At 61.5% G+C, this 19976-nt stretch carries 18 protein-coding genes; 11 read left to right on the top strand and 7 right to left on the bottom strand.

Features of this window, described 5'->3' with window-relative positions; all coding sequences use genetic code 11:
- Positions 1-84: 84 nt before the first annotated feature.
- Positions 85-1653 (top strand): SulP family inorganic anion transporter, encoded by a 1569-nt coding sequence (locus PspCFBP13509_RS07490; protein WP_137211757.1) that lies wholly within the window; start codon positions 85-87, stop codon positions 1651-1653.
- On the opposite strand, the gene aroE is transcribed toward PspCFBP13509_RS07490, so the two are convergent.
- Both aroE and hemF read right to left on the bottom strand, forming a co-directional pair.
- A complete protein-coding gene (aroE, locus tag PspCFBP13509_RS07485) occupies positions 1654-2475 on the bottom strand; it encodes a shikimate dehydrogenase (RefSeq protein ID WP_137211756.1) in 822 nt (273 codons plus the stop codon).
- Positions 2475-3407 (bottom strand): oxygen-dependent coproporphyrinogen oxidase, encoded by a 933-nt coding sequence (gene hemF / locus PspCFBP13509_RS07480; RefSeq protein WP_065926822.1) that lies wholly within the window; start codon positions 3405-3407, stop codon positions 2475-2477. The genes aroE and hemF overlap by 1 nt, the downstream gene beginning before the upstream one ends.
- A 188-nt stretch (positions 3408-3595) precedes the next feature.
- Between hemF and PspCFBP13509_RS07475 the strand changes: the two genes are divergently transcribed.
- Positions 3596-4573, top strand: a complete 978-nt coding sequence (locus PspCFBP13509_RS07475) for a quinone oxidoreductase family protein (protein ID WP_065926821.1) — start codon at positions 3596-3598, stop codon at positions 4571-4573.
- Between the two features lie 58 nt (positions 4574-4631).
- On the opposite strand, the gene PspCFBP13509_RS07470 is transcribed toward PspCFBP13509_RS07475, so the two are convergent.
- The gene (locus PspCFBP13509_RS07470; RefSeq protein ID WP_027608149.1) at positions 4632-5189 is read right to left on the bottom strand and encodes an L-threonylcarbamoyladenylate synthase; all 558 of its coding nucleotides are present in this window, start codon (positions 5187-5189) and stop codon (positions 4632-4634) included.
- 75 nt (positions 5190-5264) lie between these two features.
- Entirely contained in the window at positions 5265-6368 is a 1104-nt protein-coding gene (gene dprA / locus PspCFBP13509_RS07465) for a DNA-processing protein DprA (RefSeq protein WP_137211755.1), read from the bottom strand.
- A 254-nt stretch (positions 6369-6622) separates the two neighbouring features.
- Between dprA and def the strand changes: the two genes are divergently transcribed.
- The 5 genes from def to PspCFBP13509_RS07440 all read left to right on the top strand — a co-directional run bounded on the left by def (position 6623) and on the right by PspCFBP13509_RS07440 (position 11185).
- On the top strand, positions 6623-7129 hold the full coding sequence (gene def / locus PspCFBP13509_RS07460; protein WP_005783383.1) for a peptide deformylase: 507 nt from the start codon (positions 6623-6625) through the stop codon (positions 7127-7129).
- A gap of 69 nt (positions 7130-7198) precedes the next feature.
- Positions 7199-8152, top strand: coding sequence for a methionyl-tRNA formyltransferase (fmt, locus tag PspCFBP13509_RS07455; protein ID WP_137211754.1), 954 nt, complete (start codon positions 7199-7201; stop codon positions 8150-8152).
- Positions 8149-9459, top strand: coding sequence for a 16S rRNA (cytosine(967)-C(5))-methyltransferase RsmB (gene rsmB / locus PspCFBP13509_RS07450; RefSeq protein ID WP_065946449.1), 1311 nt, complete (start codon positions 8149-8151; stop codon positions 9457-9459). The genes fmt and rsmB overlap by 4 nt, the downstream gene beginning before the upstream one ends.
- A gap of 22 nt (positions 9460-9481) precedes the next feature.
- Positions 9482-10855 carry a Trk system potassium transporter TrkA gene (gene trkA / locus PspCFBP13509_RS07445; RefSeq protein ID WP_027608153.1) on the top strand — a complete coding sequence of 458 codons (1374 nt, stop codon included), beginning with the start codon at positions 9482-9484 and terminating at the stop codon, positions 10853-10855.
- 18 nt (positions 10856-10873) lie between these two features.
- The gene (locus tag PspCFBP13509_RS07440; protein ID WP_065926817.1) at positions 10874-11185 is read left to right on the top strand and encodes a tetratricopeptide repeat protein; all 312 of its coding nucleotides are present in this window, start codon (positions 10874-10876) and stop codon (positions 11183-11185) included.
- 117 nt (positions 11186-11302) lie between these two features.
- Here PspCFBP13509_RS07440 and PspCFBP13509_RS07435 read toward each other — a convergent pair whose 3' ends face one another.
- Complete coding sequence (locus PspCFBP13509_RS07435) at positions 11303-12190, bottom strand: lysophospholipid acyltransferase (RefSeq protein ID WP_012721461.1); 888 nt, start codon at positions 12188-12190, stop codon at positions 11303-11305.
- 40 nt (positions 12191-12230) lie between these two features.
- Complete coding sequence (locus PspCFBP13509_RS07430; RefSeq protein WP_065926816.1) at positions 12231-12788, bottom strand: DNA-3-methyladenine glycosylase I; 558 nt, start codon at positions 12786-12788, stop codon at positions 12231-12233.
- 81 nt (positions 12789-12869) lie between these two features.
- Between PspCFBP13509_RS07430 and glyQ the strand changes: the two genes are divergently transcribed.
- The 4 genes from glyQ to PspCFBP13509_RS07410 all read left to right on the top strand — a co-directional run bounded on the left by glyQ (position 12870) and on the right by PspCFBP13509_RS07410 (position 17266).
- Positions 12870-13823: a glycine--tRNA ligase subunit alpha gene (glyQ, locus tag PspCFBP13509_RS07425; protein ID WP_003187265.1), complete on the top strand. Its 954-nt coding sequence runs from the start codon at positions 12870-12872 to the stop codon at positions 13821-13823.
- Positions 13820-15874 carry a glycine--tRNA ligase subunit beta gene (gene glyS, locus PspCFBP13509_RS07420; RefSeq protein ID WP_074848083.1) on the top strand — a complete coding sequence of 685 codons (2055 nt, stop codon included), beginning with the start codon at positions 13820-13822 and terminating at the stop codon, positions 15872-15874. The genes glyQ and glyS overlap by 4 nt, the downstream gene beginning before the upstream one ends.
- Positions 15875-15876: 2 nt before the next feature.
- Complete coding sequence (gmhB, locus tag PspCFBP13509_RS07415) at positions 15877-16413, top strand: D-glycero-beta-D-manno-heptose 1,7-bisphosphate 7-phosphatase (protein WP_012721458.1); 537 nt, start codon at positions 15877-15879, stop codon at positions 16411-16413.
- An 82-nt stretch (positions 16414-16495) separates the two neighbouring features.
- On the top strand, positions 16496-17266 hold the full coding sequence (locus PspCFBP13509_RS07410) for a lysophospholipid acyltransferase family protein (RefSeq protein WP_065926814.1): 771 nt from the start codon (positions 16496-16498) through the stop codon (positions 17264-17266).
- A gap of 179 nt (positions 17267-17445) precedes the next feature.
- Here the strand turns inward: PspCFBP13509_RS07410 and PspCFBP13509_RS07405 are convergent, their stop codons facing one another.
- Positions 17446-19728, bottom strand: a complete 2283-nt coding sequence (locus tag PspCFBP13509_RS07405) for a CHASE2 domain-containing protein (RefSeq protein ID WP_074848081.1) — start codon at positions 19726-19728, stop codon at positions 17446-17448.
- Positions 19729-19976 lie beyond the last annotated feature (248 nt).

The following is a 19976-nucleotide window of genomic DNA, read 5'->3' as shown; positions in this document are numbered from 1 at the left end:
CCACCTATATCGGGAGCAAGCCCCCTCCCACAAGGACCAGTGTGTACTGATACCCTGAGTCAAACCTTTTCAGCCGAGTTATAAATGCCCCGGCCCAACCGCCATACACTCTTCCCCTTCCTCCGCTGGCTCCCGCGTCAAACCCGCGCCAGCGTCGGCCGGGACGCGCTGGTCGGCCTCAGCGGTGCCGTGCTCGCGCTGCCCCAGTCGATTGCCTACGCGCTGATCGCCGGTCTCCCACCGGAGTACGGTCTGTATGCCGCCATCATCCCGGTGCTGATCGCCTGCCTGTGGGGTTCATCCTGGCACCTGATCTGTGGCCCCACGGCAGCGATTTCCATCGTGCTGTACGCCAGCGTCAGCCCGTTGGCCGTGCCGGGGTCTCAGGACTACATCACCCTGATCCTGTTGCTGACATTCCTCGCCGGGGTATTCCAGTGGCTGCTGGGCATGCTGCGCTTTGGCGCGCTGGTGAACTTCGTCTCGCATTCGGTGGTGCTGGGTTTCACCCTCGGTGCCGCCGTGGTGATCGCCCTCGGGCAGCTGCCCAATCTGCTTGGCCTGGATTTACCGAGCCAGGCCACAGCGATCAATAGCCTGCTGGCGCTGATCGACCACGCTGGCGAGTGGGACCACGCCTCCCTCGCCCTTGGACTCGGTACTTTGCTGGTGGGCGCGTTGCTCAAATACCTTGTGCCTCGCTGGCCAACGCTACTGATCGCACTGACCCTGGGTAGCCTGGCAACGTGGCTATGGCCGGCGATGTTCGGGCATGTGGCGCTCGTCAGTTCGTTTATCGGCAAGCTGCCACCGTTCAGCCCGCTGCCGCTGGATCCGGACATGATCCTGCGCCTGCTGCCCAGCGCCGTTGCGGTGGGCATGCTGGGGCTGGTGACCAGCCTGTCGATTGCCCGTTCGCTGTCGGCCCGTTCGCAACAATTGCTCGATGCCAACCAGGAAGTTCGCGCCCAGGGTTTATCCAATATCGCTGGCGGATTTTTCTCCGGGTATCTGTCGGCAGGGTCGTTCACCCGCTCCGGCCTCAGCTATGAGTCGGGCGCCTGTTCGCCGTTGGCCGGGGTGTTTTCCGCAGTATGGGTGGCATTGTTTGCGCTGTTTGGCGCCGCATTGATCGCACATATTCCGATCCCGAGCATGGCCGCCAGCATCTTGCTGATTTCCTGGGGCCTGGTGGATCGTCGGGGTATTCGTGCGTTGTTCCGCGTGAGCCGCGCAGAGTTCGTAGTGATGAGCCTGACCTGTGTCGCCACCTTGTTGCTGGAGTTGCAAACGGCGATTTATGCGGGGGTGTTGGCGTCGTTGTTTTTCTACCTTAAGCGCACGTCGCAGCCACGGGTACAGCAATGGCGTGATGGGGAAGAGGATGTGTTGCGCGTCGGTGGGTCGATCTTCTTTGGCGCCAGCCATTACCTGCAAGTACGCCTGCAAAGCTTGCAGGGTGAACGGGTGGTGATCGAGGCGCAGCAGATCAACTTTATCGACTATTCCGGGGTGGAGATGCTGCACCAGGAGGCGCGTCGTTTAAGCGGGCTGGGCCGTAGCCTGACATTGCGCCGCGCCAGGCCGCAGGTGGTGGACGAGTTGAAAAAACTGGAGGGGGCCGATAAATGCCCCATCCAGTTTGAAGATTGATTACTGCGCCAACTGCCGGCGCAGTTCAGCCAACACCGGCGCCGAATCCGGACGAATACCACGCCACAGAAAGAACGCTTCGGCCGCCTGCTCCACCAACATGCCCAGGCCATCCATCGCCACGACTGCGCCTTGCTCACTGGCCCAACGGCAGAACGCAGTCGGTTCCTTGGCGTACATCATGTCGTAGCAAAACGTCTTGCCCGGTTCGATCAGGCTGCCGGCAATCGGCGGTACATCGCCTGACAGGCTGGCGGACGTGGCATTGATGATCACGTCCACCGGCTCACGCAGCCAGTCGAAACCACTGGTGGACACCGGGCCCAGGTCGTCGAACAGCTCGGCGAGCAATTCGGCTTTTTCCACGGTGCGGTTGGCGATGATCAACGAAGCGGGCCGTTCAGCCAGCAACGGCTCCAACGCGCCCCTTACCGCGCCACCCGCGCCCAGCAACAGGATGCGTCTGCCTTGCAGATTCAAGCCGGCGTTTACCGCCAGGTCACGCACCAGGCCGGCGCCGTCGGTGTTGTCGCCGAGCAACATACCGTCAGCGAGTTTGCTCAAGGTGTTCACCGCCCCGGCGCGTTGGGCGCGTTCGGTGAGGCTGTTGGCCAGGCGATAGGCGTCTTCCTTGAACGGCACGGTGACGTTGGCACCTCGGCCCTGTTGGAAAAACTCACGGGCACAGCCGGTGAAATCCTCCAGGGGCGCGAGCAAGGTGCTGTAGTCCAGTTGTTCGCCAGTCTGCTCGGCGAACATACGGTGAATCAGCGGCGACTTGCTGTGGCCGATGGGGTTGCCGAACACCACATAACGATCCATCAAACAGCCGCCTTGGGCGCGGCGATGCCCAGCCAATCGCGGTCTTGCAGGAAGTAGTCGGTTAGGCGCGCTTCTTCGCTGCCGGCCTCGGCTTTCCAGTCGTAGCTCCAGCGCACCTGGGGCGGCAGCGACATCAGGATCGACTCGGTACGCCCGCCCGATTGCAGGCCGAACAGGGTGCCACGGTCGTAGACCAGGTTGAATTCAACGTAGCGGCCGCGACGAAATTCCTGGAACTGGCGTTGCTGTTCGGTATACGCGCTGGCTTTGCGACGTTGCACGATCGGCAGGTAGGCGTCGATGTAGGCGTCGCCGATGGCGCGGATGAAGGCGAAGCAGGTGTCGAAGTCCCACTCGTTCAAGTCGTCGAAGAACAGGCCGCCGATACCACGGGGCTCGTTGCGGTGCTTGATGTGGAAGTAGGTATCGCACCAGGCCTTGTAGCGCGAGTAAACGTCCGGGCCAAACGGCGCGCAGGCCTGCTCGGCCACGCGGTGCCAGTGAATGCAGTCTTCTTCGTTGCCGTAGTAGGGCGTGAGGTCGAAGCCGCCACCGAACCACCACACCGGCTCTTCGCCTTCTTTTTCAGCGATGAAAAAACGCACGTTGGCGTGGGACGTCGGCACGTGTGGGTTGTGCGGATGAATCACCAGCGACACGCCCAGGGCTTCAAACCCGCGACCGGCCAGCTCGGGGCGATGCGCACTGGCTGACGGTGGGAGGCCGCTGCCGAACACGTGGGAAAAGTTAACGCCGCCCTTTTCGATGACCGAGCCGTTCTCGATCACACGGGTGCGACCGCCGCCGCCGGCAGGCCGGGTCCAGGCGTCTTCGATAAAGCGAGTGTCCGTCTCGAAGGTTTCCAGGGCGCTGCAAATGCGGTCTTGCAGGTCGAGCAGGTAGGCTTTGACAGCCTCGGTGCGAGTAGTCATGACATCACCTTGAATCGGGCAAAGCTACGCGAAGCCACAGGGCGTCGGCGGCAAATGGGCGCACAGGATACCACTGCGCTTAGATAGCACTGCACATAGCACTGCACTTAGGAGCGCCACAGTTGACGAAGATCAAGCTTAGGAGTCCGATAGGGGGCTACGCGAATTCGACCTCAGGAGAAGTGCAGATGGCCAAACGTATCCAGTTCAGCGCCCATGGCGGCCCCGACGTACTTGAATATGTGGACTACACACCGGCAGAGCCGGGCCCGCAGCAGGTTCGAGTGCGTAACGAGGCGATTGGCCTGAATTTCATCGATACCTATTTCCGCAGTGGCCTTTACGCGCCGCCGGCCCTGCCATCGGGGCTGGGCGCAGAAGGCGCCGGGGTGGTTGATGCGGTGGGCAGCGAAGTCACGCAATTTAAAGTCGGCGACCGCGTGGCCTACGGCAGCGGCCCACTCGGGGCCTACAGCGAATTGCACGTGCTGCCTGCCGCCAACCTGGTACACCTGCCGGACGACATCAGCTTCGAACAAGCCGCCGGCGCCATGCTCAAGGGCCTGACCGTGCAATACCTGCTGCGCCAGACCTATGAGCTCAAAGGTGGCGAGACCATCCTGTTCCACGCCGCCGCCGGTGGCGTGGGCTCCCTGGCCTGCCAATGGGCCAAGGCACTGGGCGTGAAGCTGATCGGTACCGTGAGCTCGCCAGAAAAAGCCGCCCTGGCCAAATCTCTCGGCGCGTGGGAAACCATCGACTACAGCAAGGAAAATGTCGCACAGCGCGTGCTGGAATTGACCGACGGCAAAAAGGTGCCTGTGGTCTACGACGGCGTCGGCAAAGACACCTGGCTGACCTCATTGGACAGCGTGGCGCCACGTGGCCTGGTGGTGAGCTTTGGCAACGCGTCGGGCGCGGTGGATGGGGTGAACCTGGGGATACTCGCGGCCAAAGGCTCGCTGTACGTGACACGGCCGACCCTGGCGACCTACGCCAACAATCCGGCGAACTTGCAGGTGATGGCGGATGATCTGTTTTCGATGATCAAGAGCGGCAAGGTGCGCATTGATATCAACCAGCGGTATTCGCTGGCGGACGCGGCGAAGGCACAGACGGAGTTGTCGGGGCGGCGTACCACTGGGTCGACCATTCTGTTGCCTTGAGGGCCTCTTCGGGGGCGGTGCAACGATTCCACTTGCCCCCGATAGGCGCGACGCGGTCTCAGGAAGGCCGCACCACCTCACCCGTTGCCAAATCGCGAATCAGGCTCGGGTTCTTGCGCCCACCCAGGGCACCACCCAGAACCAGATCCACCTGACCGCGAAAGTACTGCTCCACACGAATCCGCGTGCGCGCCGCCGGGCGGCCCTGGGGGTTGGCTGAGGTGGAAATCAACGGTCCCACCAGCGCGCACAAGTCCCGTACCAGCGGATGATCGCTCACCCGTAGCGCCACCGTGTCGTGCACACCGGTGACCCATTCCGGCAACAAATCCTGATGCGGCACCAGCCACGTATTCGGTCCGGGCCAGGTGCTGGCCATGCGTTCGATCCAGGTATCCGGGAAGTCTTCGAACAGAAAGTCGAATTGGCGAATATTGTCTGCCACCAGGATCAGGCCCTTGTCCACCGAACGGTTCTTGATCGCCAGCAGCCGATCCACCGCCTCTTCGTTCCATGGATCGCAACCCAGGCCCCAGACCGCTTCGGTTGGATAGGCAATCACCGCGCCTGCGCGAATTTCTCGTGCGGCTTCCAGCACACGCCACCTGTTGACCATTGTTTACTCTCCGGACTAAAGCTCTGGGCAGTTTACCGATCTTCTTTACAAAACCTAGTTCCAAAAAGCTGGCCGCTACAAAAGCTGGCCACGCGCAAGCCAGCGCCCGCTTTCGCAGATCACCAGGCCTTCAAGTTCCAACTCCGTGAGGGTCGCCAACACCTGGGCCAACGGCCGCCCACTGACCAGCGCCAGGGCTTCGCTGGTATGGGGCGCCGCGTGCAACAGCGCCACCAACGGATGTATCACAGGCATCGGCGCCGGGCGCGACAATGCCTGCCAACCACGCAAGCCTTCGAGGATGTGTTCAATGGTTTCCACCAGCATCGCACCATCACGGATCAACTGGTGACACCCCTTGGCCCCGGGATGATGGATGGAGCCCGGGATTGCATACACCTCGCGCCCTTGCTCGGCCGCGAGCTTGGCAGTGATCAGCGAGCCGCTGGCCATGCTGGCCTCCACCACCAGCACGCCCAGGGACAGGCCGCTGATGATGCGGTTGCGTCGGGGGAAGTTACCGGCCTGGGGCGCGGCGTCCAGCGGAAACTCGGAAACCACTGCGCTGCCTTGGGCAATCATCGCCGCCGCAAGCCGTCGATGGCGCTGTGGATAAAGATTTTCCAGGCCCGTGCCGAGTACGCCGATTGTATGCCCCCCCACATCCAAAGCGGCTTGATGGGCCGCACCGTCGATACCCAGCGCAAGGCCACTGGTGATGACAAAACCGGCGCTCGCCAGGCTGCGGGAAAATGCAGCGGCCGTGTCCATGCCGGGGCGGGATGCACGGCGGCTGCCGACCATCGCCAGTTGCGGTTTTTCCAGGATCCCGGGGTCGCCGGCGACAAATAAAAGCGGCGGGGCGTCATCTATCTGGGCGAGCAGTGCCGGGTACTCAGGTTGGTCCCACATCAGCAAATGCTGGTCCGGACGTTCCAACCAGGCCAACGCCTCACTGGCACCGTCGCGGATCTCATGGCTACGGCGGGCATCGGCGCTGATGGGTGACAACCCCAAGGAGCGCCACGCGCTGGCCGGGGCACCGATGGCCTTTGAAGCGCTGCCGAACGCTTCGATCAACAACCGAAAACGCTTCGGGCCTACCTCCGGCAGCCTGTGCAGGCGTAGGCGGGCTTCCAGTTCTGAAGGGGAAATTTCATTGCAGTTTTTCGAAAGCATCTGATCATCCTTGACCGGAACAAGCTGTGGATAACTCTGTTGGTAACTTATTTAGGAGGCTATTTATTACGGTCGAGGGGCAGTCTCGAAACGGGGGGATAAGTAGCGATTTCCTCATGGGGTGAATCTCCTTTATTATGTGCGTTCGCGTGAAATGCCAGGGCCTTCGCGGCTTTCGGGCGTTTCACACCGGCCGTATGGGTCCATTCCCACCGCCGATTTGCCTTTACCTCACATGTGCAGCAATTACGCTTATGGCTATTTTGAACATCCTCGAATTCCCCGACTCGCGCCTGCGCACAATCGCCAAGCCGGTGGCCGTAGTGGACGACAAGGTTCGTCAGCTGGTCGATGACATGTTTGAAACAATGTATGAAGCGCCTGGTATCGGCCTCGCCGCCACCCAGGTCAACGTGCATCTGCGCGTCGTGGTCATGGACCTGTCGGAAGATCGCAGCGAACCGCGGGTGTACATCAACCCCGAGTTCGAACCGCTGACCGACGAGATGGGCGAATACCAGGAAGGCTGCCTCTCGGTACCGGAGTTCTACGAGAACGTCGAGCGCCCGCTGCGCGTGAAGATCAAGGCCCTCGACCGCGATGGCAAGCCGTTCGAACTGATTGCCGAAGGCCTGCTGGCCGTGTGCATCCAGCACGAATGCGACCACCTCAACGGCAAGCTGTTTGTCGATTACCTGTCCACGCTCAAACGCGACCGGATCAAGAAGAAGCTGGAAAAAAAGCATCGCCAGCAAGCTTGATGCCCTCCTTCCAAAGGCTTGCTGCGGCAAGCCTTTTTCTTTTGTGACTGCTTTTAACCGAGACCTCCCATGACCGAGCCATTGCGCATTGTTTTTGCCGGCACGCCTGAATTTGCCGCCGAACACCTCAAGGCCCTGCTTGCCAGCCCTTATGACATCGTCGCGGTGTACACCCAGCCGGATCGCCCGGCCGGTCGCGGGCAAAAACTGATGCCAAGCCCGGTCAAGCAGTTGGCGCTTGAGCACAACATCCCCGTGCTGCAACCGCCGACCCTGCGCAACGCCGAGGCCCAGGCTGAACTGGCGGCGCTGCAACCGGACTTGCTGGTGGTGGTGGCCTACGGTTTGATCCTGCCCCAGGTCGTGCTGGATATTCCACGCCTGGGCTGTATCAACAGCCACGCCTCACTGCTGCCGCGCTGGCGCGGTGCGGCGCCGATCCAGCGTGCCGTGGAGGCAGGCGACAGCGAAAGCGGCGTGACGGTGATGCGCATGGAGGCGGGTTTGGACACCGGCCCGATGCTGCTCAAAGTCACCACCCCGATCACGGCCGCAGACACCGGTGGCAGCCTGCACGACCGCCTCGCCGAGATGGGCCCGCCCGCCGTGATCCAGGCCATTGCCGGTCTCGCCGCTGGCACCCTGCAAGGTGAGGTGCAGGACGACAGCCTGGCCACCTACGCCCACAAGCTGAACAAAGACGAAGCCCGCATCGACTGGAGCCGCCCGGCTGTGGAGCTGGAACGCCTGGTGCGTGCCTTCAACCCGTGGCCGATCTGCCACAGCACCCTCAATGGCGAGGCCTTGAAAGTGTTGGCCGCGACCTTGGTCGACAGCAAAGGCACACCCGGTGAAATCATCGGTGCCAGCAAGGAGGGGCTGCTGGTCGCTTGCGGCGAACAGGCGCTGTGCCTGACCCGTCTGCAATTGCCCGGTGGCAAGGCGCTTAATTTCAGCGATTTGTACAACAGTCGCCGTGAGAAATTTTCCCTGGGCACGATCCTCGGGGTGGCAACCCAATGAACCCACGTCTGGCCGCCGCCAAGGCCCTGGCCGCCGTACTCAACGGCAAGGCTTCGCTGAACAGTTCGCTGCCCACGCAGTTGGACAAGGTCGAAGACCGCGATCGTGGTTTCACCCAGGACCTGGCCTTCGGCACCGCCCGCTGGCAACCACGGTTGTCGGCGCTGGCAGCCAAGCTGCTGCAAAAACCGTTCAAGGCGGCCGATGCTGATGTCGAGGCGCTGCTGCTGGTCGGTCTCTATCAGCTGCTCTACACCCGCGTGCCGGCCCACGCCGCCATCGGTGAAACCGTCGGTTGCGCCGACAAGCTGAAAAAAACCTGGGCCAAGGCCCTGCTCAATGCGGTACTGCGCCGCGCCCAGCGCGAAAGCGAAGCGCTGCTGGCCGAGTTGGAACATGACCCGGTGGTGCGCACCGCTCACCCGCGCTGGCTGCAAAAATCCCTGAAGGCCTTCTGGCCCGAGCAATGGGAAGCCATTTGCGCGGCCAACAACGCGCACCCACCGATGATCCTGCGGGTCAACCGCCGCCATCACCGCCGTGATGCGTATCTGCACTTGCTGACGAGCGCAGGTATTAACGCTACGCCCTGCGTGTACAGCAGCGACGGCATTGTGCTGGAAGCGGCCACCGACGTGCGCAGCCTGCCGGGCTTCGCCGAAGGCTGGATCAGTGTGCAGGACGAAGCCGCGCAACTGGCCGCCGACCTGCTCGACCTGGCTCCCGGTCAGCGTGTACTGGACGCCTGCTGTGCTCCAGGCGGTAAGACGTGTCACATCCTCGAAGTTGAAAAGGACCTGGCCGGTGTAGTGGCGGTCGATCTGGAAGCCAAGCGTCTGGTGCGTGTACGGGAGAATCTCGCACGCCTGGGCCTCAGCGCCGAGCTGATCGCTGCCGACGGCCGCGACACCGCCACCTGGTGGGACGGCAAACCGTTCCAACGCATCCTGCTTGACGCGCCGTGTTCCGCCACCGGTGTGATCCGCCGTCACCCGGACATCAAGCTCACCCGCCAACCCGACGACATCACCGCCCTGGCGGTGCTGCAAGGCGAACTGCTCGACGCACTGTGGCCGACCCTCGAAGTCGGCGGCATCCTGCTTTACGCCACCTGCTCCACCTTGCCCACCGAAAACACCGAGGTGATCGAAGCCTTTCTCGCCCGCACCAGCGGCGCGCGGGAACTGGACCTCGCCACGGCAGCTGGTATCAAGCAGCCCCATGGCCGCCAGTTACTCGCGCAGGAAGGCGGGCATGATGGTTTCTACTACGCCAAACTGATCAAGATCGCCGCCGCGCGCGGCTGAACGGGTTTAAGGGAGTGACCGGATGAAAATCATCATCCTTGGAGCAGGGCAGGTTGGCGGCACACTGGCCGAACATTTGGCCAGTGAAGCCAATGACATCACCGTGGTCGACACCGATGCCGAGCGCCTGCGCAACCTGGGCGACCGCCTGGATATCCGCACCGTACAAGGCCGGGCGTCGTTTCCCACCGTGCTGCGTCAGGCGGGTGCCGACGACGCCGACATGCTGGTCGCGGTCACCAACAGCGACGAGACCAATATGGTCGCCTGCCAGGTCGCCCACACCCTGTTCCACACCCCGACCAAGATCGCCCGGGTGCGTGAAGCCGCCTACCTGACCCGCGCCGGCCTGTTCGATAACGACGCCATCCCCGTGGACGTTCTGATCAGCCCGGAACAGGTAGTCACCCACTACATCAAGCGCCTGATCGAAATCCCGGGCGCCTTGCAGGTGATCGACTTCGCCGGCGGCAAGGCGCAACTGGTGGCGGTGAAGGCCTACTACGGTGGACCGCTGGTGGGTCAGCAATTGCGTCAACTGCGTGAACACATGCCGAATGTGGAAACCCGCGTAGCCGCGATTTTCCGACGTGACCGGCCGATCCTGCCCCAGGGCGATACGGTGATCGAGGCCGATGACGAAGTATTCTTCATCGCTGCCAAAGCGAATATTCGTGCCGTCATGAGTGAAATGCGTCGGCTCGATGAGAGCTACAAACGCATCGTCATCGCCGGCGGCGGGCAGATTGGCGAGCGCCTGGCCGAAGCGATCGAGAGTCGCTACCAGGTGAAAATCATCGAGATGAGCCCGGCACGCTGCCGGCATTTGTCCGACACCCTGGACAGCACGGTCGTACTGCAAGGCAGTGCCTCGGACCGCGACCTGCTGATGGAAGAAAACATCGCCGACGCGGATATCTTCCTGGCCCTGACCAACGATGACGAGGCCAACATCATGTCGTCCTTGCTGGCCAAGCGGCTGGGGGCCAAGAAGGTCATGACCATCATCAACAACCCGGCCTATGTCGACCTGATCCAGGGCGGCGATATCGACATCGCCATCAGCCCGCAACTGGCCACCATCGGCACCTTGCTTGCCCACGTGCGCCGGGGCGATATCGTCAGCGTGCACTCCCTGCGCCGGGGGGCGGCGGAGGCCATCGAGGCGATTGCCCACGGTGATTCGAAGTCGAGCAAAGTGATCGGCAAGGCCATCCGCGATATAGGCCTGCCGCCGGGCACCACCATTGGCGCAATCATTCGTGATGAGGAAGTGATCATCGCCCACGACGACACGGTGATCGCCACGGGTGACCACGTGATCCTGTTCCTGGTGGATAAAAAACATATCCGCGATGTGGAGAAGCTGTTCCACGTGGGATTGAGCTTTTTCTGATCAACCGGAGTGACCGACATGCTCGAATCCCTGGAAAAAATGCTCGCCAAGGGTGTGGATAATTCCCTGCTGCGCTTTGGGCTGGGCAAGGGTTATCTGGACCTGAAGGACAATGCCAAGGCGGCGGAGCATTTGCACAAATGCGTCGAGTTCGATCCGAAGTATTCGGCGGCGTGGAAGTTGTTGGGCAAGGCGCAGCTGGGGCAGGGTGATAACGCCGCGGCGCGACAGGCGTGGGAGAAGGGCATCGAAGCGGCCCAGGCCCATGGCGACAAGCAGGCCGAGAAAGAAATGACGGTGTTCCTGAAGAAACTCGACCGCCAAAGCTAAGCAGATCGAAAATGTGGGAGGGGGCTTGCTCCCGATAGCAGTGTGTCAGCCAATGCATAGTTGACTGAACCACCGCTATCGGGGCAAGCCCCCCTCCCACATTTAGTCAGCAGTGGGTCAGTACCACCGCTCTTCACCCGGCGGGCGTTTCTTGAAGCGCTTCATGCTCCACATGTACTGGCTCGGGTAGGCGCCGACATAACGCTCCACCACTTTGCTCATCGCCGCGCAGGAGGTGGCGGTGTCGGTGCTGTACATGTCTTCCGGCGCCGCTTCCAGGATCACTTTGTAGCCCGAACCGTCCGGCAGCCGCAGCGCATGCAGGAACACCCCCACGGCCTTGTGGCCGGCGAGCATGTTCGGCACGAACTTGCTGGTGAGCGCCTGGGTGGCGAAGAACGGCACGAAGATCCCTGCGGACTCGGCCGGCTCCGGGTCGGCCGGAATACCCACCTGGCCGCCCTTGCGCACTTCCTTGATCACACTGAGGATGCCTTCCTTGGTGGACGCCGCCACGCGGTTACCCAGTTGTACGCGCTGCTTGCGCAGCAACTCGTCCACCGCCTTGAGCTTGGGCGGGCGGTAAAAAATGATCGGTTTGCACTGGCTGCAATAGAAGTGGTTCAACACCTCCCAGTTGCCCAGGTGGCTGGTGATGCCGACCACACCTTTGCCCGAGGCCAGGGCTTCGTGCAGCACCTCAAGGCCTTCGACTTCACGCACCAGGTCGATGGAGCGCTGGGCCGGCCAGATCCAGGCGCAGGCGCTTTCGGTAAGGGACTTGCCGATGTCCTTCAGGCTCTGGCCAACCAGGCGCTCGCGCGCGGCGGGGTCCATGTCCGGGAAGCATTTAGAGAGGTTGATCCGCACCGTGTCACGGGAGCGGTTAGGGGTTTTCCACATGATCCAGCCGATGGCCGTGCCGACCGCTTGAACCGCGCGCCAGGGCAATAGGGCAAACAACCGAAGAGCGCCTACCAGCAAGGCGCCTTTAAACTTTTCCACAGGTCACTCCTGATCGTGTGTGGTGCGCAAAGCCGCCATTCTAACCGGCGTTGGCCAAGTCCGCGTAACGGTCGCAGTCCTGGGTGTGGTCCATGACCATGCCCGAGGCCTGCATGAACGCGTAACAGATGGTCGGGCCGACAAAGGTGAAGCCGGCTTTCTTGAGTGCTTTGCTCATGGCTTCAGCCTCCGGCGTAATCGCAGGCACTTCGCTGCGGTCCTTGAAATGGTTGACCTTGGGCACGCCGCCGACAAACGACCAGAGCCACCCCACCGGATCTTCAAGCGCCAGCCAGGCTGCGGCGTTGCGCCGGGTGGCGTTGAGCTTGAGGCGGTTACGCACAATGCCAGGGTCAAGCATCAGCGCTTCGATCTCGGCATCGGTCAGCTGTGCCAGACGCCGGGCATCAAAACCAAACAAGACCTTTCGATAATGCTCGCGTTTGCGTAAAACGGTGATCCAGGACAGGCCCGCCTGGAACCCTTCGAGCAAAAGCAACTCGAACAAACCCTGCGCATCGCGCAGCGGCGTTCCCCACTCCTGATCGTGATAAGCCATGTACAGCGGATCTTCAGAACACCAAAAGCAGCGTGGCATAAGGCTCCAGGGGATGGTGGCGCGGCCGAATCGGGTATACTCCCGCTCTTTAAATCGCAGCCCAAGTAACAGGTGAATTTCGTGAGCCAGCCTACGCCAGCCGTGCGTACCTTCCAAGACTTGATCCTCGCCCTCCAGCAATACTGGGCCGAGCAAGGTTGTGTGGTACTTCAGCCCTACGATATGGAAGTAGGCGCCGGCACTTTCCACACCGCTACATTCCTGCGGGCCATCGGCCCGGAAACCTGGAACGCCGCTTATGTGCAGCCCAGTCGTCGCCCGACTGACGGCCGCTACGGCGAAAACCCGAACCGTCTGCAGCACTACTATCAGTTCCAGGTAGTCCTGAAGCCGAACCCGGACAACTTCCAGGAACTGTACCTGGGCTCGCTCAAGCACGTGGGCCTCGACCCGCTGGTGCACGACATCCGTTTCGTCGAAGACAACTGGGAGTCGCCCACCCTCGGCGCCTGGGGCCTGGGCTGGGAAGTCTGGCTCAATGGCATGGAAGTCACCCAGTTCACCTACTTCCAACAGGCCGGTGGCATCGAGTGCTACCCGGTGACCGGCGAGATCACCTACGGCCTCGAGCGCCTGGCCATGTACCTGCAGGGCGTGGATTCGGTCTACGACCTGGTGTGGGCTGACGGCCCGTTCGGCAAAGTGACCTATGGCGATGTGTTCCACCAGAACGAAGTGGAGCAATCGACCTACAACTTCGAACACGCCAACGTCGACAAGCTGTTCGAACTGTTCGACTTCTATGAAAGCGAAGCCAAGCGCCTGATCGAACTCGACCAGCCGCTGCCGTTGCCGAGCTATGAAATGGTGTTGAAGGCCTCCCATACCTTCAACCTGCTGGACGCCCGCCGTGCCATCTCGGTAACCGCGCGCCAGCAATACATCCTGCGTGTACGCACCCTGGCGCGTTCCGTCGCCCAAGCCTACCTGCTGGCTCGCGCCAAGCTGGGCTTCCCGATGGCCACCCCGGACCTGCGTGATGAAGTGTTGGCTAAGCTGGAGGCTGCACAATGAGTGCTCAAGATTTCCTGGTTGAACTGGGCACCGAAGAGCTGCCACCCAAGGCACTCAATACCCTGGCCGATGCGTTCCTGGCCGGTATCGAAAAAGGCCTGCAGAGCGCCGGCCTGAAGTTTGAAGCGAAGAAAGTCTACGCCGCGCCGCGCCGCCTGGCCGTGTTGCTGACCGCGCTGGAAACCCAGCAGCCGGACCGCAGCATCAACCTCGACGGCCCGCCACGCCAGGCGGCTTTCGACGCCGAAGGCAACCCGACCCAAGCCGCACTGGGCTTCGCCAAGAAGTGCGGTGTGGAGCTGAGCGAGATCGACCAGAGCGGTCCGAAACTGCGTTTCAGCCAGGTCATCACAGGCAAGCCCACCGCCAGCCTGTTGCCGACCATCGTCGAAGACTCCCTGAACGACCTGCCGATTCCCAAGCGCATGCGCTGGGGCGCGCGCAAGGAAGAGTTCGTACGCCCGACCCAGTGGCTGGTGATGCTGCTCGGTGACCAGGTCATCGATTGCACCATCCTCGCCCAGAAAGCTGGCCGTGATTCCCGTGGCCATCGCTTCCACCATCCACAAGCGGTGCGCATCACTTCGCCGGCTAACTATGCCGCCGATCTGCGTGCTGCCTACGTGCTGGCCGATGCCAACGAGCGTCGCGAGCTGATCAGCAAGCGCACCGAAGAACTCGCCCGCCTGCAGGAAGGCACCGCCATCGTGCCGCCAAGCCTGCTCGACGAAGTGACCGCGCTGGTTGAATGGCCGGTGCCGCTGGTGTGCTCGTTCGAAGAACGTTTCCTCGATGTGCCGCAGGAAGCGCTGATCACCACCATGCAGGACAACCAGAAGTATTTCTGCCTGCTGGACGTAGACGGCAAGTTGCTGCCGCGCTTTATCACCGTGGCCAACATCGAAAGCAAGGACCCGCAGCAGATCATCGCCGGTAACGAGAAAGTCGTGCGTCCGCGCCTGACTGACGCCGAGTTCTTCTTCAAGCAAGACAAGAAGCAGAAACTCGAAGACTTCAACCTGCGCCTGCAGAACGTGGTATTCCAGGAAAAACTCGGCAGCGTCTACGACAAGGCCGTGCGCGTTTCCAAGCTGGCGGCCTACATTGCCCCACGCATCGGCGGTGATGCCGCCTGGGCTGCGCGTGCGGGCTTGCTGTCCAAGTGCGACCTGGCCACCGAAATGGTCGGCGAGTTCCCGGAGATGCAGGGCGTTGCCGGTTACTACTACGCCCTCAACGATGGCGAGGCGGACGATGTCGCGCTGGCGCTGAACGAGCAGTACATGCCGCGCGGTGCCGGCGCCGAGCTGCCGACCACCCTGACCGGTGCGGCCGTGGCCATCGCCGACAAGCTGGATACCCTCGTCGGTATCTTCGGTATCGGCATGCTGCCTACCGGTAGCAAAGACCCGTATGCCCTGCGTCGCGCGGCCCTCGGCGTGCTGCGTATCCTGATCGACAAGAAGCTCGACCTCGACCTGACCCAGGCCGTGGTGTTCGCGGTCGGCCAGTTCGGTGGCAAGGTCAAGCAAGCCGGCCTGGCCGAGCAAGTGCTGGAGTTCGTGTTCGACCGCCTGCGTGCGCGTTATGAAGACGAAGGCGTGGACGTTTCCGTCTACCTGTCGGTACGTGCCCTGCAACCGGGTTCGGCACTGGACTTCGATCAGCGCGTACAAGCCGTACAGGCGTTCCGTAAGCTGCCGGAAGCCGACGCCCTGGCCGCTGTGAACAAGCGAGTGTCGAACCTGCTGGGCAAGGCCGAAGGCCTGGGCAACGCCGATGTCGACCCAGGCCTGTTTGCCGACGCCAAGGAGTTCTCGCTGAACTCAGCCATTGCCAAGGCAGAGAACGCGGTGAAGCCGCTGATCGCCGAACGCAATTACGCCGAAGCCCTGGCACGCCTGGCGACCTTGCGTGAGCCGGTGGATGCGTTCTTCGAAGCGGTGATGATCAATGCCGAAGATGCCGGCGTGCGGAAAAACCGCTACGCCATGCTGGCGCGTCTGCGTGGCCTGTTCGTCAACATCGCTGACATTTCGACGCTGAGCTGACCATGTTGAAACTGCTGATTCTCGATCGGGACGGGGTGATCAACTACGACTCCGACGCTTACATCAAGTCGGTGGCGGAATGGATTCCACTGCCCGGTTCGATCGAGGCCATCGCGCAGTTGAGCAAAGCCGGCTGGACGGTGGCCATCGCCACCAACCAGTCCGGCATCGCCCGCGGCTATTACGACATCGCCACCCTGGACGCCATGCACGCGCGCTTGCGCACACTGGTGGCGGAGCAGGGCGGGGAAGTGGGGCTGGTGGTGTACTGCCCTCACGGGCCGGATGAGGGATGCGATTGCCGCAAACCCAAGCCTGGCATGTTGAAAACCATTGCAGAACATTACAAGGTGCCCTTGGCTGGGATATGGTTCGTCGGGGACAGCCTCGGTGACCTGGAGGCGGCCAAAGCCGTCGACTCTCAGCCAGTTTTGGTAAAGACCGGGAAAGGCGAAAAGACCCAGGCGAAAAACCTGCCGGTAGGCACCTTGATTTTTGACGATCTGGCGGCGGTTGCCGCAGAACTTATCAACAACTAGCCGCCCTCGACTTCCTGGCCAAGGACTGTTCGGGAGTGCGCTTTTAACAGGCGGGCCATGTCCCGCAACGGTAAATGCCGCCATGTCGATTTTGCAGGCCATCAGAACCTTTTTCTTTTACCTGCTGCTGGGCACCAGTTCGTTTCTCTGGTGCACCCTGAGCTTTTTTATTGCGCCGTTCCTGCCGTTCAAGGCGCGCTATCGCTTTATCAACGTCTATTGGTGCCGCTGCGCGTTGTGGCTGACCAAGGTGTTCCTGAACATTCGCTTCGAGATCAAGGGCGCTGAAAACGTACCGGACCAGCCGTGTGTGATTCTGTCGAACCACCAGAGCACCTGGGAGACCTTCTTCCTCTCGGCTTACTTCTCGCCATTGAGCCAGGTGCTCAAGCGCGAGCTGTTGTACGTGCCGTTCTTCGGCTGGGCCATGGCCATGTTGCGCCCGATCGCCATCGACCGTGACAACCCCAAGGCGGCGCTCAAGCACGTCGCCAAGAAGGGCGATGAACTGCTCAAGGATGGCGTGTGGGTGCTGATCTTCCCGGAAGGTACGCGGGTACCCTTTGGGACAGTAGGCAAGTTCTCTCGCGGCGGTACCGCATTGGCAGTCAACGCCAACCTGCCGGTGCTGCCGATTGCGCATAACGCTGGCAAGTTCTGGCCGAAGGCGGGCTGGGCAAAACGCGCGGGCACCATCACTGTGGTGATAGGCGAGCCAATGTACGCAGAAGGGGAAGGCCCACGCGCCATTGCCGCGCTGAATGACCGTGCCCAGGCATGGAATGAAGCGCAGCAGCGGGCCATGGGTTCCCTGCCGCCGGAGCCGATTGTGGTGGAGACGCCGGTGGTATGAGCATCTGTGGATAACCTGTGTACGCTTTGTTGGCGAATTGGCTTTTTTTGTTCCTAATAAGTTGATTTATCTAGATATTTCCAAATCCATCAAAACCGCAAAAAACGTGCATAAGTTTTTTCCGCATTAAAAAACCGGTCCTTGAGACCGGTTTTTTATGCACAGCACAAAGGTACGTTTTAGCCGTCGTCCAGCAAGGGCAGCTGCAGGCTGAAAGAGGTGCCTTTGCCCACGGTGCTTTCACACTCGATACGGCCCCCATGACGCTCCACCACCGCCTTGACCATGCTCAGTCCCAACCCCAGCCCTTCGCTGCCTTGGGCCGAGTCAAAGCGTTTGTACTGGCTGAACAGTTCAGGCAAATCCTCGGCGGCTATCCCTGGGCCCTGGTCGCTGATGCGGCATTCCAGCCAGCCTTGCGCGCTGCTGTGTCGCAGCCGGACAGTGGTACCGGACGGGGAATATTTGATCGCGTTCTCCAGCACATTGAACAATGCGCGGGTGAGCAGCGATTGATCGGCTGACACCATCCCTTCGTCGGCCTCGTCCAGATCGTGGACCAGGTGAATCCCCTTGAGCTGGGCGATCACGGCCACTTGATCAAAGGCATCCATTACCAGCATGGCGAACAGCGTAGGCTCGAACTGGTAGCCATCGGCCTCAGCCCTCGCCAGTTGCACAAATGATTCGGTCAGGCTCAAGGCGCGGCGTACTTGTTGCTCTATCTGGGCAAATATCGGCGACTCACTGCCGTGCACATCCAACAGGGCGAGGATCGCCGAGTGGGGTGCACGCAAGTCGTGAGAGAGGAAACGCAGCATGGTTTCCCGATGCTGCTGGGCCTCGCGTTCCTTGCTCAGATCAGTAAGGCTCAACAGCCAGCCAAGCGCGACATCCCCTTCGGCCGGCAGCAAGGGGGCAAGTTCCATGCGCAGGCTGCGTTGATGGATATCACGAAACTCAACGAGTTCCAGTGTCGAGAGGGGGGGGCGTACGCCATTGTGCAGCGGTGGATAACCCAGGTCGGCCAGTTGCTCCAGAAGGTTATGGTTGATCAAGTCATTGCCGAACACTTCCCGGGCGATGCGGTTGGCCAACAGGACATTACCCTGGGTGTCTGTGATCAACGTCGCCACCGGCAGGCATTCCAATCCATCGGCCATAAACCGTCGGGTGTCCCGCGTACGACTGACGGCTTGCTCCAAGGCAAAGATACGGCCCTGCAATACGTCACCCTTATTGGCGGGTGCACGGCGGCGCTCGGGCAAGACTTTGGGTTCGTTATCCAGGCGCGTCAATTCCCAGCCGAAGTAGGCCAGGATCACGCTGAGACGCCGCCAGTTCCAGATCAGATAGCTGAGCAGCAAACCGATCAAGCAGGCCGCAGGCGACCACCAGTAGCCCAGGCGCAACAAGGCCGCTGAACCCACCAAGGCCATGCACATGCACCCCAGGGTCATCCACAGCGCATAGCGTGGGCGGTATAGCAGCAGGCCCAGCAACATCGCCACCAGGGACGTTGCGATCAGTGCGGCCAGCCAGCCGGGCAAGTCCACAATACTTCGATCTTGCAGCAAGCCATTGAGCACATTGGCCTGGATCTCCACACCCGCTGTGGTGCCGGCCATAGGAGAGAGCGGTGTGACAAAGCGATCGCCCATACCCGACGCTGTCGCCCCCACCAGAATCAGACGGCCCCGCAACCGCTCGGGAGGGACCTCACCACGTAATACGCTGACATAAGACACGCTCGGGAAATGGGTGTCGGCAGCAATAAACGGGATACGGACCGCATGCTCCCGGTGCCAATCCTGGGTGATCGATGGCAGAGGTTCCCCGGGCATCTCGGCCGATTGCCCGCTCATCGCGAAAGCCAGCCACGCTAACTGAAGCGCCGTGGCACCGGCTGGCCCCTCCCGCATATACAGCCTGCGGACCACGCCATCGCTATCCGCCTCCACATTGATATGCCCGACACCCTTGGCACATTTGAGCAGTGACAGCATTTGTGCCCCAGACTGGCTGTAGCTGGCCGAATCGTCACGAGCCAAGGGCAACAATACGTTGCCGGCGTTGCACACCGCGTCGGCCAGGCGCTTGTCATTGACCGGGTTACCGGGCTCGCTGAAGATCACATCAAACAGGATACCGGCCGGCTGCGCCGCGCTCAGGCGATCGATCAGGTCGGCGTGCACACTACGCGGCCAGGGCCACTGGCCGAGTTTCTTCAGGCTAGGGTCATCGATGGTCACCAGCAGGATGCGCGGATCCACCGGCAGGGGCGCCAGACGTCGAAGGCTGTCGTATAGCGGGTTGTTCAAGGCCAGGCCAGGACTCATCGAGAGGTAGGCAGTGATTGGCAACAGCAGCAAACCGATCCATAACCACTCACGTACCAGACCGTGGAACAGGCGCTGGGCATGGGTGGGTTGGCGCTTTTCGGCCTTTCCCCAGAGCGTCATGGATCAACGCGCCTGAGTTGTTGGCGTGCGATAGAAGATGGCATAGACCCCCGATTCCTCCTCAGGCGTTGCACGGCTTAAGCCGACACACGTACGTGATAGAACGACGCATTGAGCCTAGTGAAGCTCATTTTCGACGCGGTGGAAAAAAATTCCTGCTGGATGTTCATAACGGCGGGAACTCCAAAGGGCATCCACTATCGGGGCGCAGGAGTTTACGACAGCGCACGCGTCGGCTGATCCTTTTC

The sequence above is a fragment of the Pseudomonas sp. CFBP13509 genome (assembly GCF_005233485.1).
Taxonomy (GTDB): domain Bacteria; phylum Pseudomonadota; class Gammaproteobacteria; order Pseudomonadales; family Pseudomonadaceae; genus Aquipseudomonas; species Aquipseudomonas marginalis.
Note: the sequence above shows the minus strand (reverse complement) of the source record. Positions and strands in the feature narration are given on the sequence as shown.

What these genes read in the sequence shown, in the direction of transcription:
- PspCFBP13509_RS07405 (WP_074848081.1), bottom strand. Translation starts at nt 19,728, where the DNA reads ATGACGCTCTGGGGAAAGGCCGAAAAGCGCCAACCCACCCATGCCCAG.
- PspCFBP13509_RS07470 (WP_027608149.1), bottom strand. Translation starts at nt 5,189, where the DNA reads ATGGTCAACAGGTGGCGTGTGCTGGAAGCCGCACGAGAAATTCGCGCA.
- rsmB (WP_065946449.1), top strand. Translation starts at nt 8,149, where the DNA reads ATGAACCCACGTCTGGCCGCCGCCAAGGCCCTGGCCGCCGTACTCAAC.
- fmt (WP_137211754.1), top strand. Translation starts at nt 7,199, where the DNA reads ATGACCGAGCCATTGCGCATTGTTTTTGCCGGCACGCCTGAATTTGCC.
- dprA (WP_137211755.1), bottom strand. Translation starts at nt 6,368, where the DNA reads ATGCTTTCGAAAAACTGCAATGAAATTTCCCCTTCAGAACTGGAAGCC.
- aroE (WP_137211756.1), bottom strand. Translation starts at nt 2,475, where the DNA reads ATGGATCGTTATGTGGTGTTCGGCAACCCCATCGGCCACAGCAAGTCG.
- PspCFBP13509_RS07430 (WP_065926816.1), bottom strand. Translation starts at nt 12,788, where the DNA reads ATGCCACGCTGCTTTTGGTGTTCTGAAGATCCGCTGTACATGGCTTAT.
- glyS (WP_074848083.1), top strand. Translation starts at nt 13,820, where the DNA reads ATGAGTGCTCAAGATTTCCTGGTTGAACTGGGCACCGAAGAGCTGCCA.
- PspCFBP13509_RS07410 (WP_065926814.1), top strand. Translation starts at nt 16,496, where the DNA reads ATGTCGATTTTGCAGGCCATCAGAACCTTTTTCTTTTACCTGCTGCTG.
- PspCFBP13509_RS07440 (WP_065926817.1), top strand. Translation starts at nt 10,874, where the DNA reads ATGCTCGAATCCCTGGAAAAAATGCTCGCCAAGGGTGTGGATAATTCC.
- PspCFBP13509_RS07475 (WP_065926821.1), top strand. Translation starts at nt 3,596, where the DNA reads ATGGCCAAACGTATCCAGTTCAGCGCCCATGGCGGCCCCGACGTACTT.
- hemF (WP_065926822.1), bottom strand. Translation starts at nt 3,407, where the DNA reads ATGACTACTCGCACCGAGGCTGTCAAAGCCTACCTGCTCGACCTGCAA.
- PspCFBP13509_RS07490 (WP_137211757.1), top strand. Translation starts at nt 85, where the DNA reads ATGCCCCGGCCCAACCGCCATACACTCTTCCCCTTCCTCCGCTGGCTC.
- trkA (WP_027608153.1), top strand. Translation starts at nt 9,482, where the DNA reads ATGAAAATCATCATCCTTGGAGCAGGGCAGGTTGGCGGCACACTGGCC.
- def (WP_005783383.1), top strand. Translation starts at nt 6,623, where the DNA reads ATGGCTATTTTGAACATCCTCGAATTCCCCGACTCGCGCCTGCGCACA.
- gmhB (WP_012721458.1), top strand. Translation starts at nt 15,877, where the DNA reads ATGTTGAAACTGCTGATTCTCGATCGGGACGGGGTGATCAACTACGAC.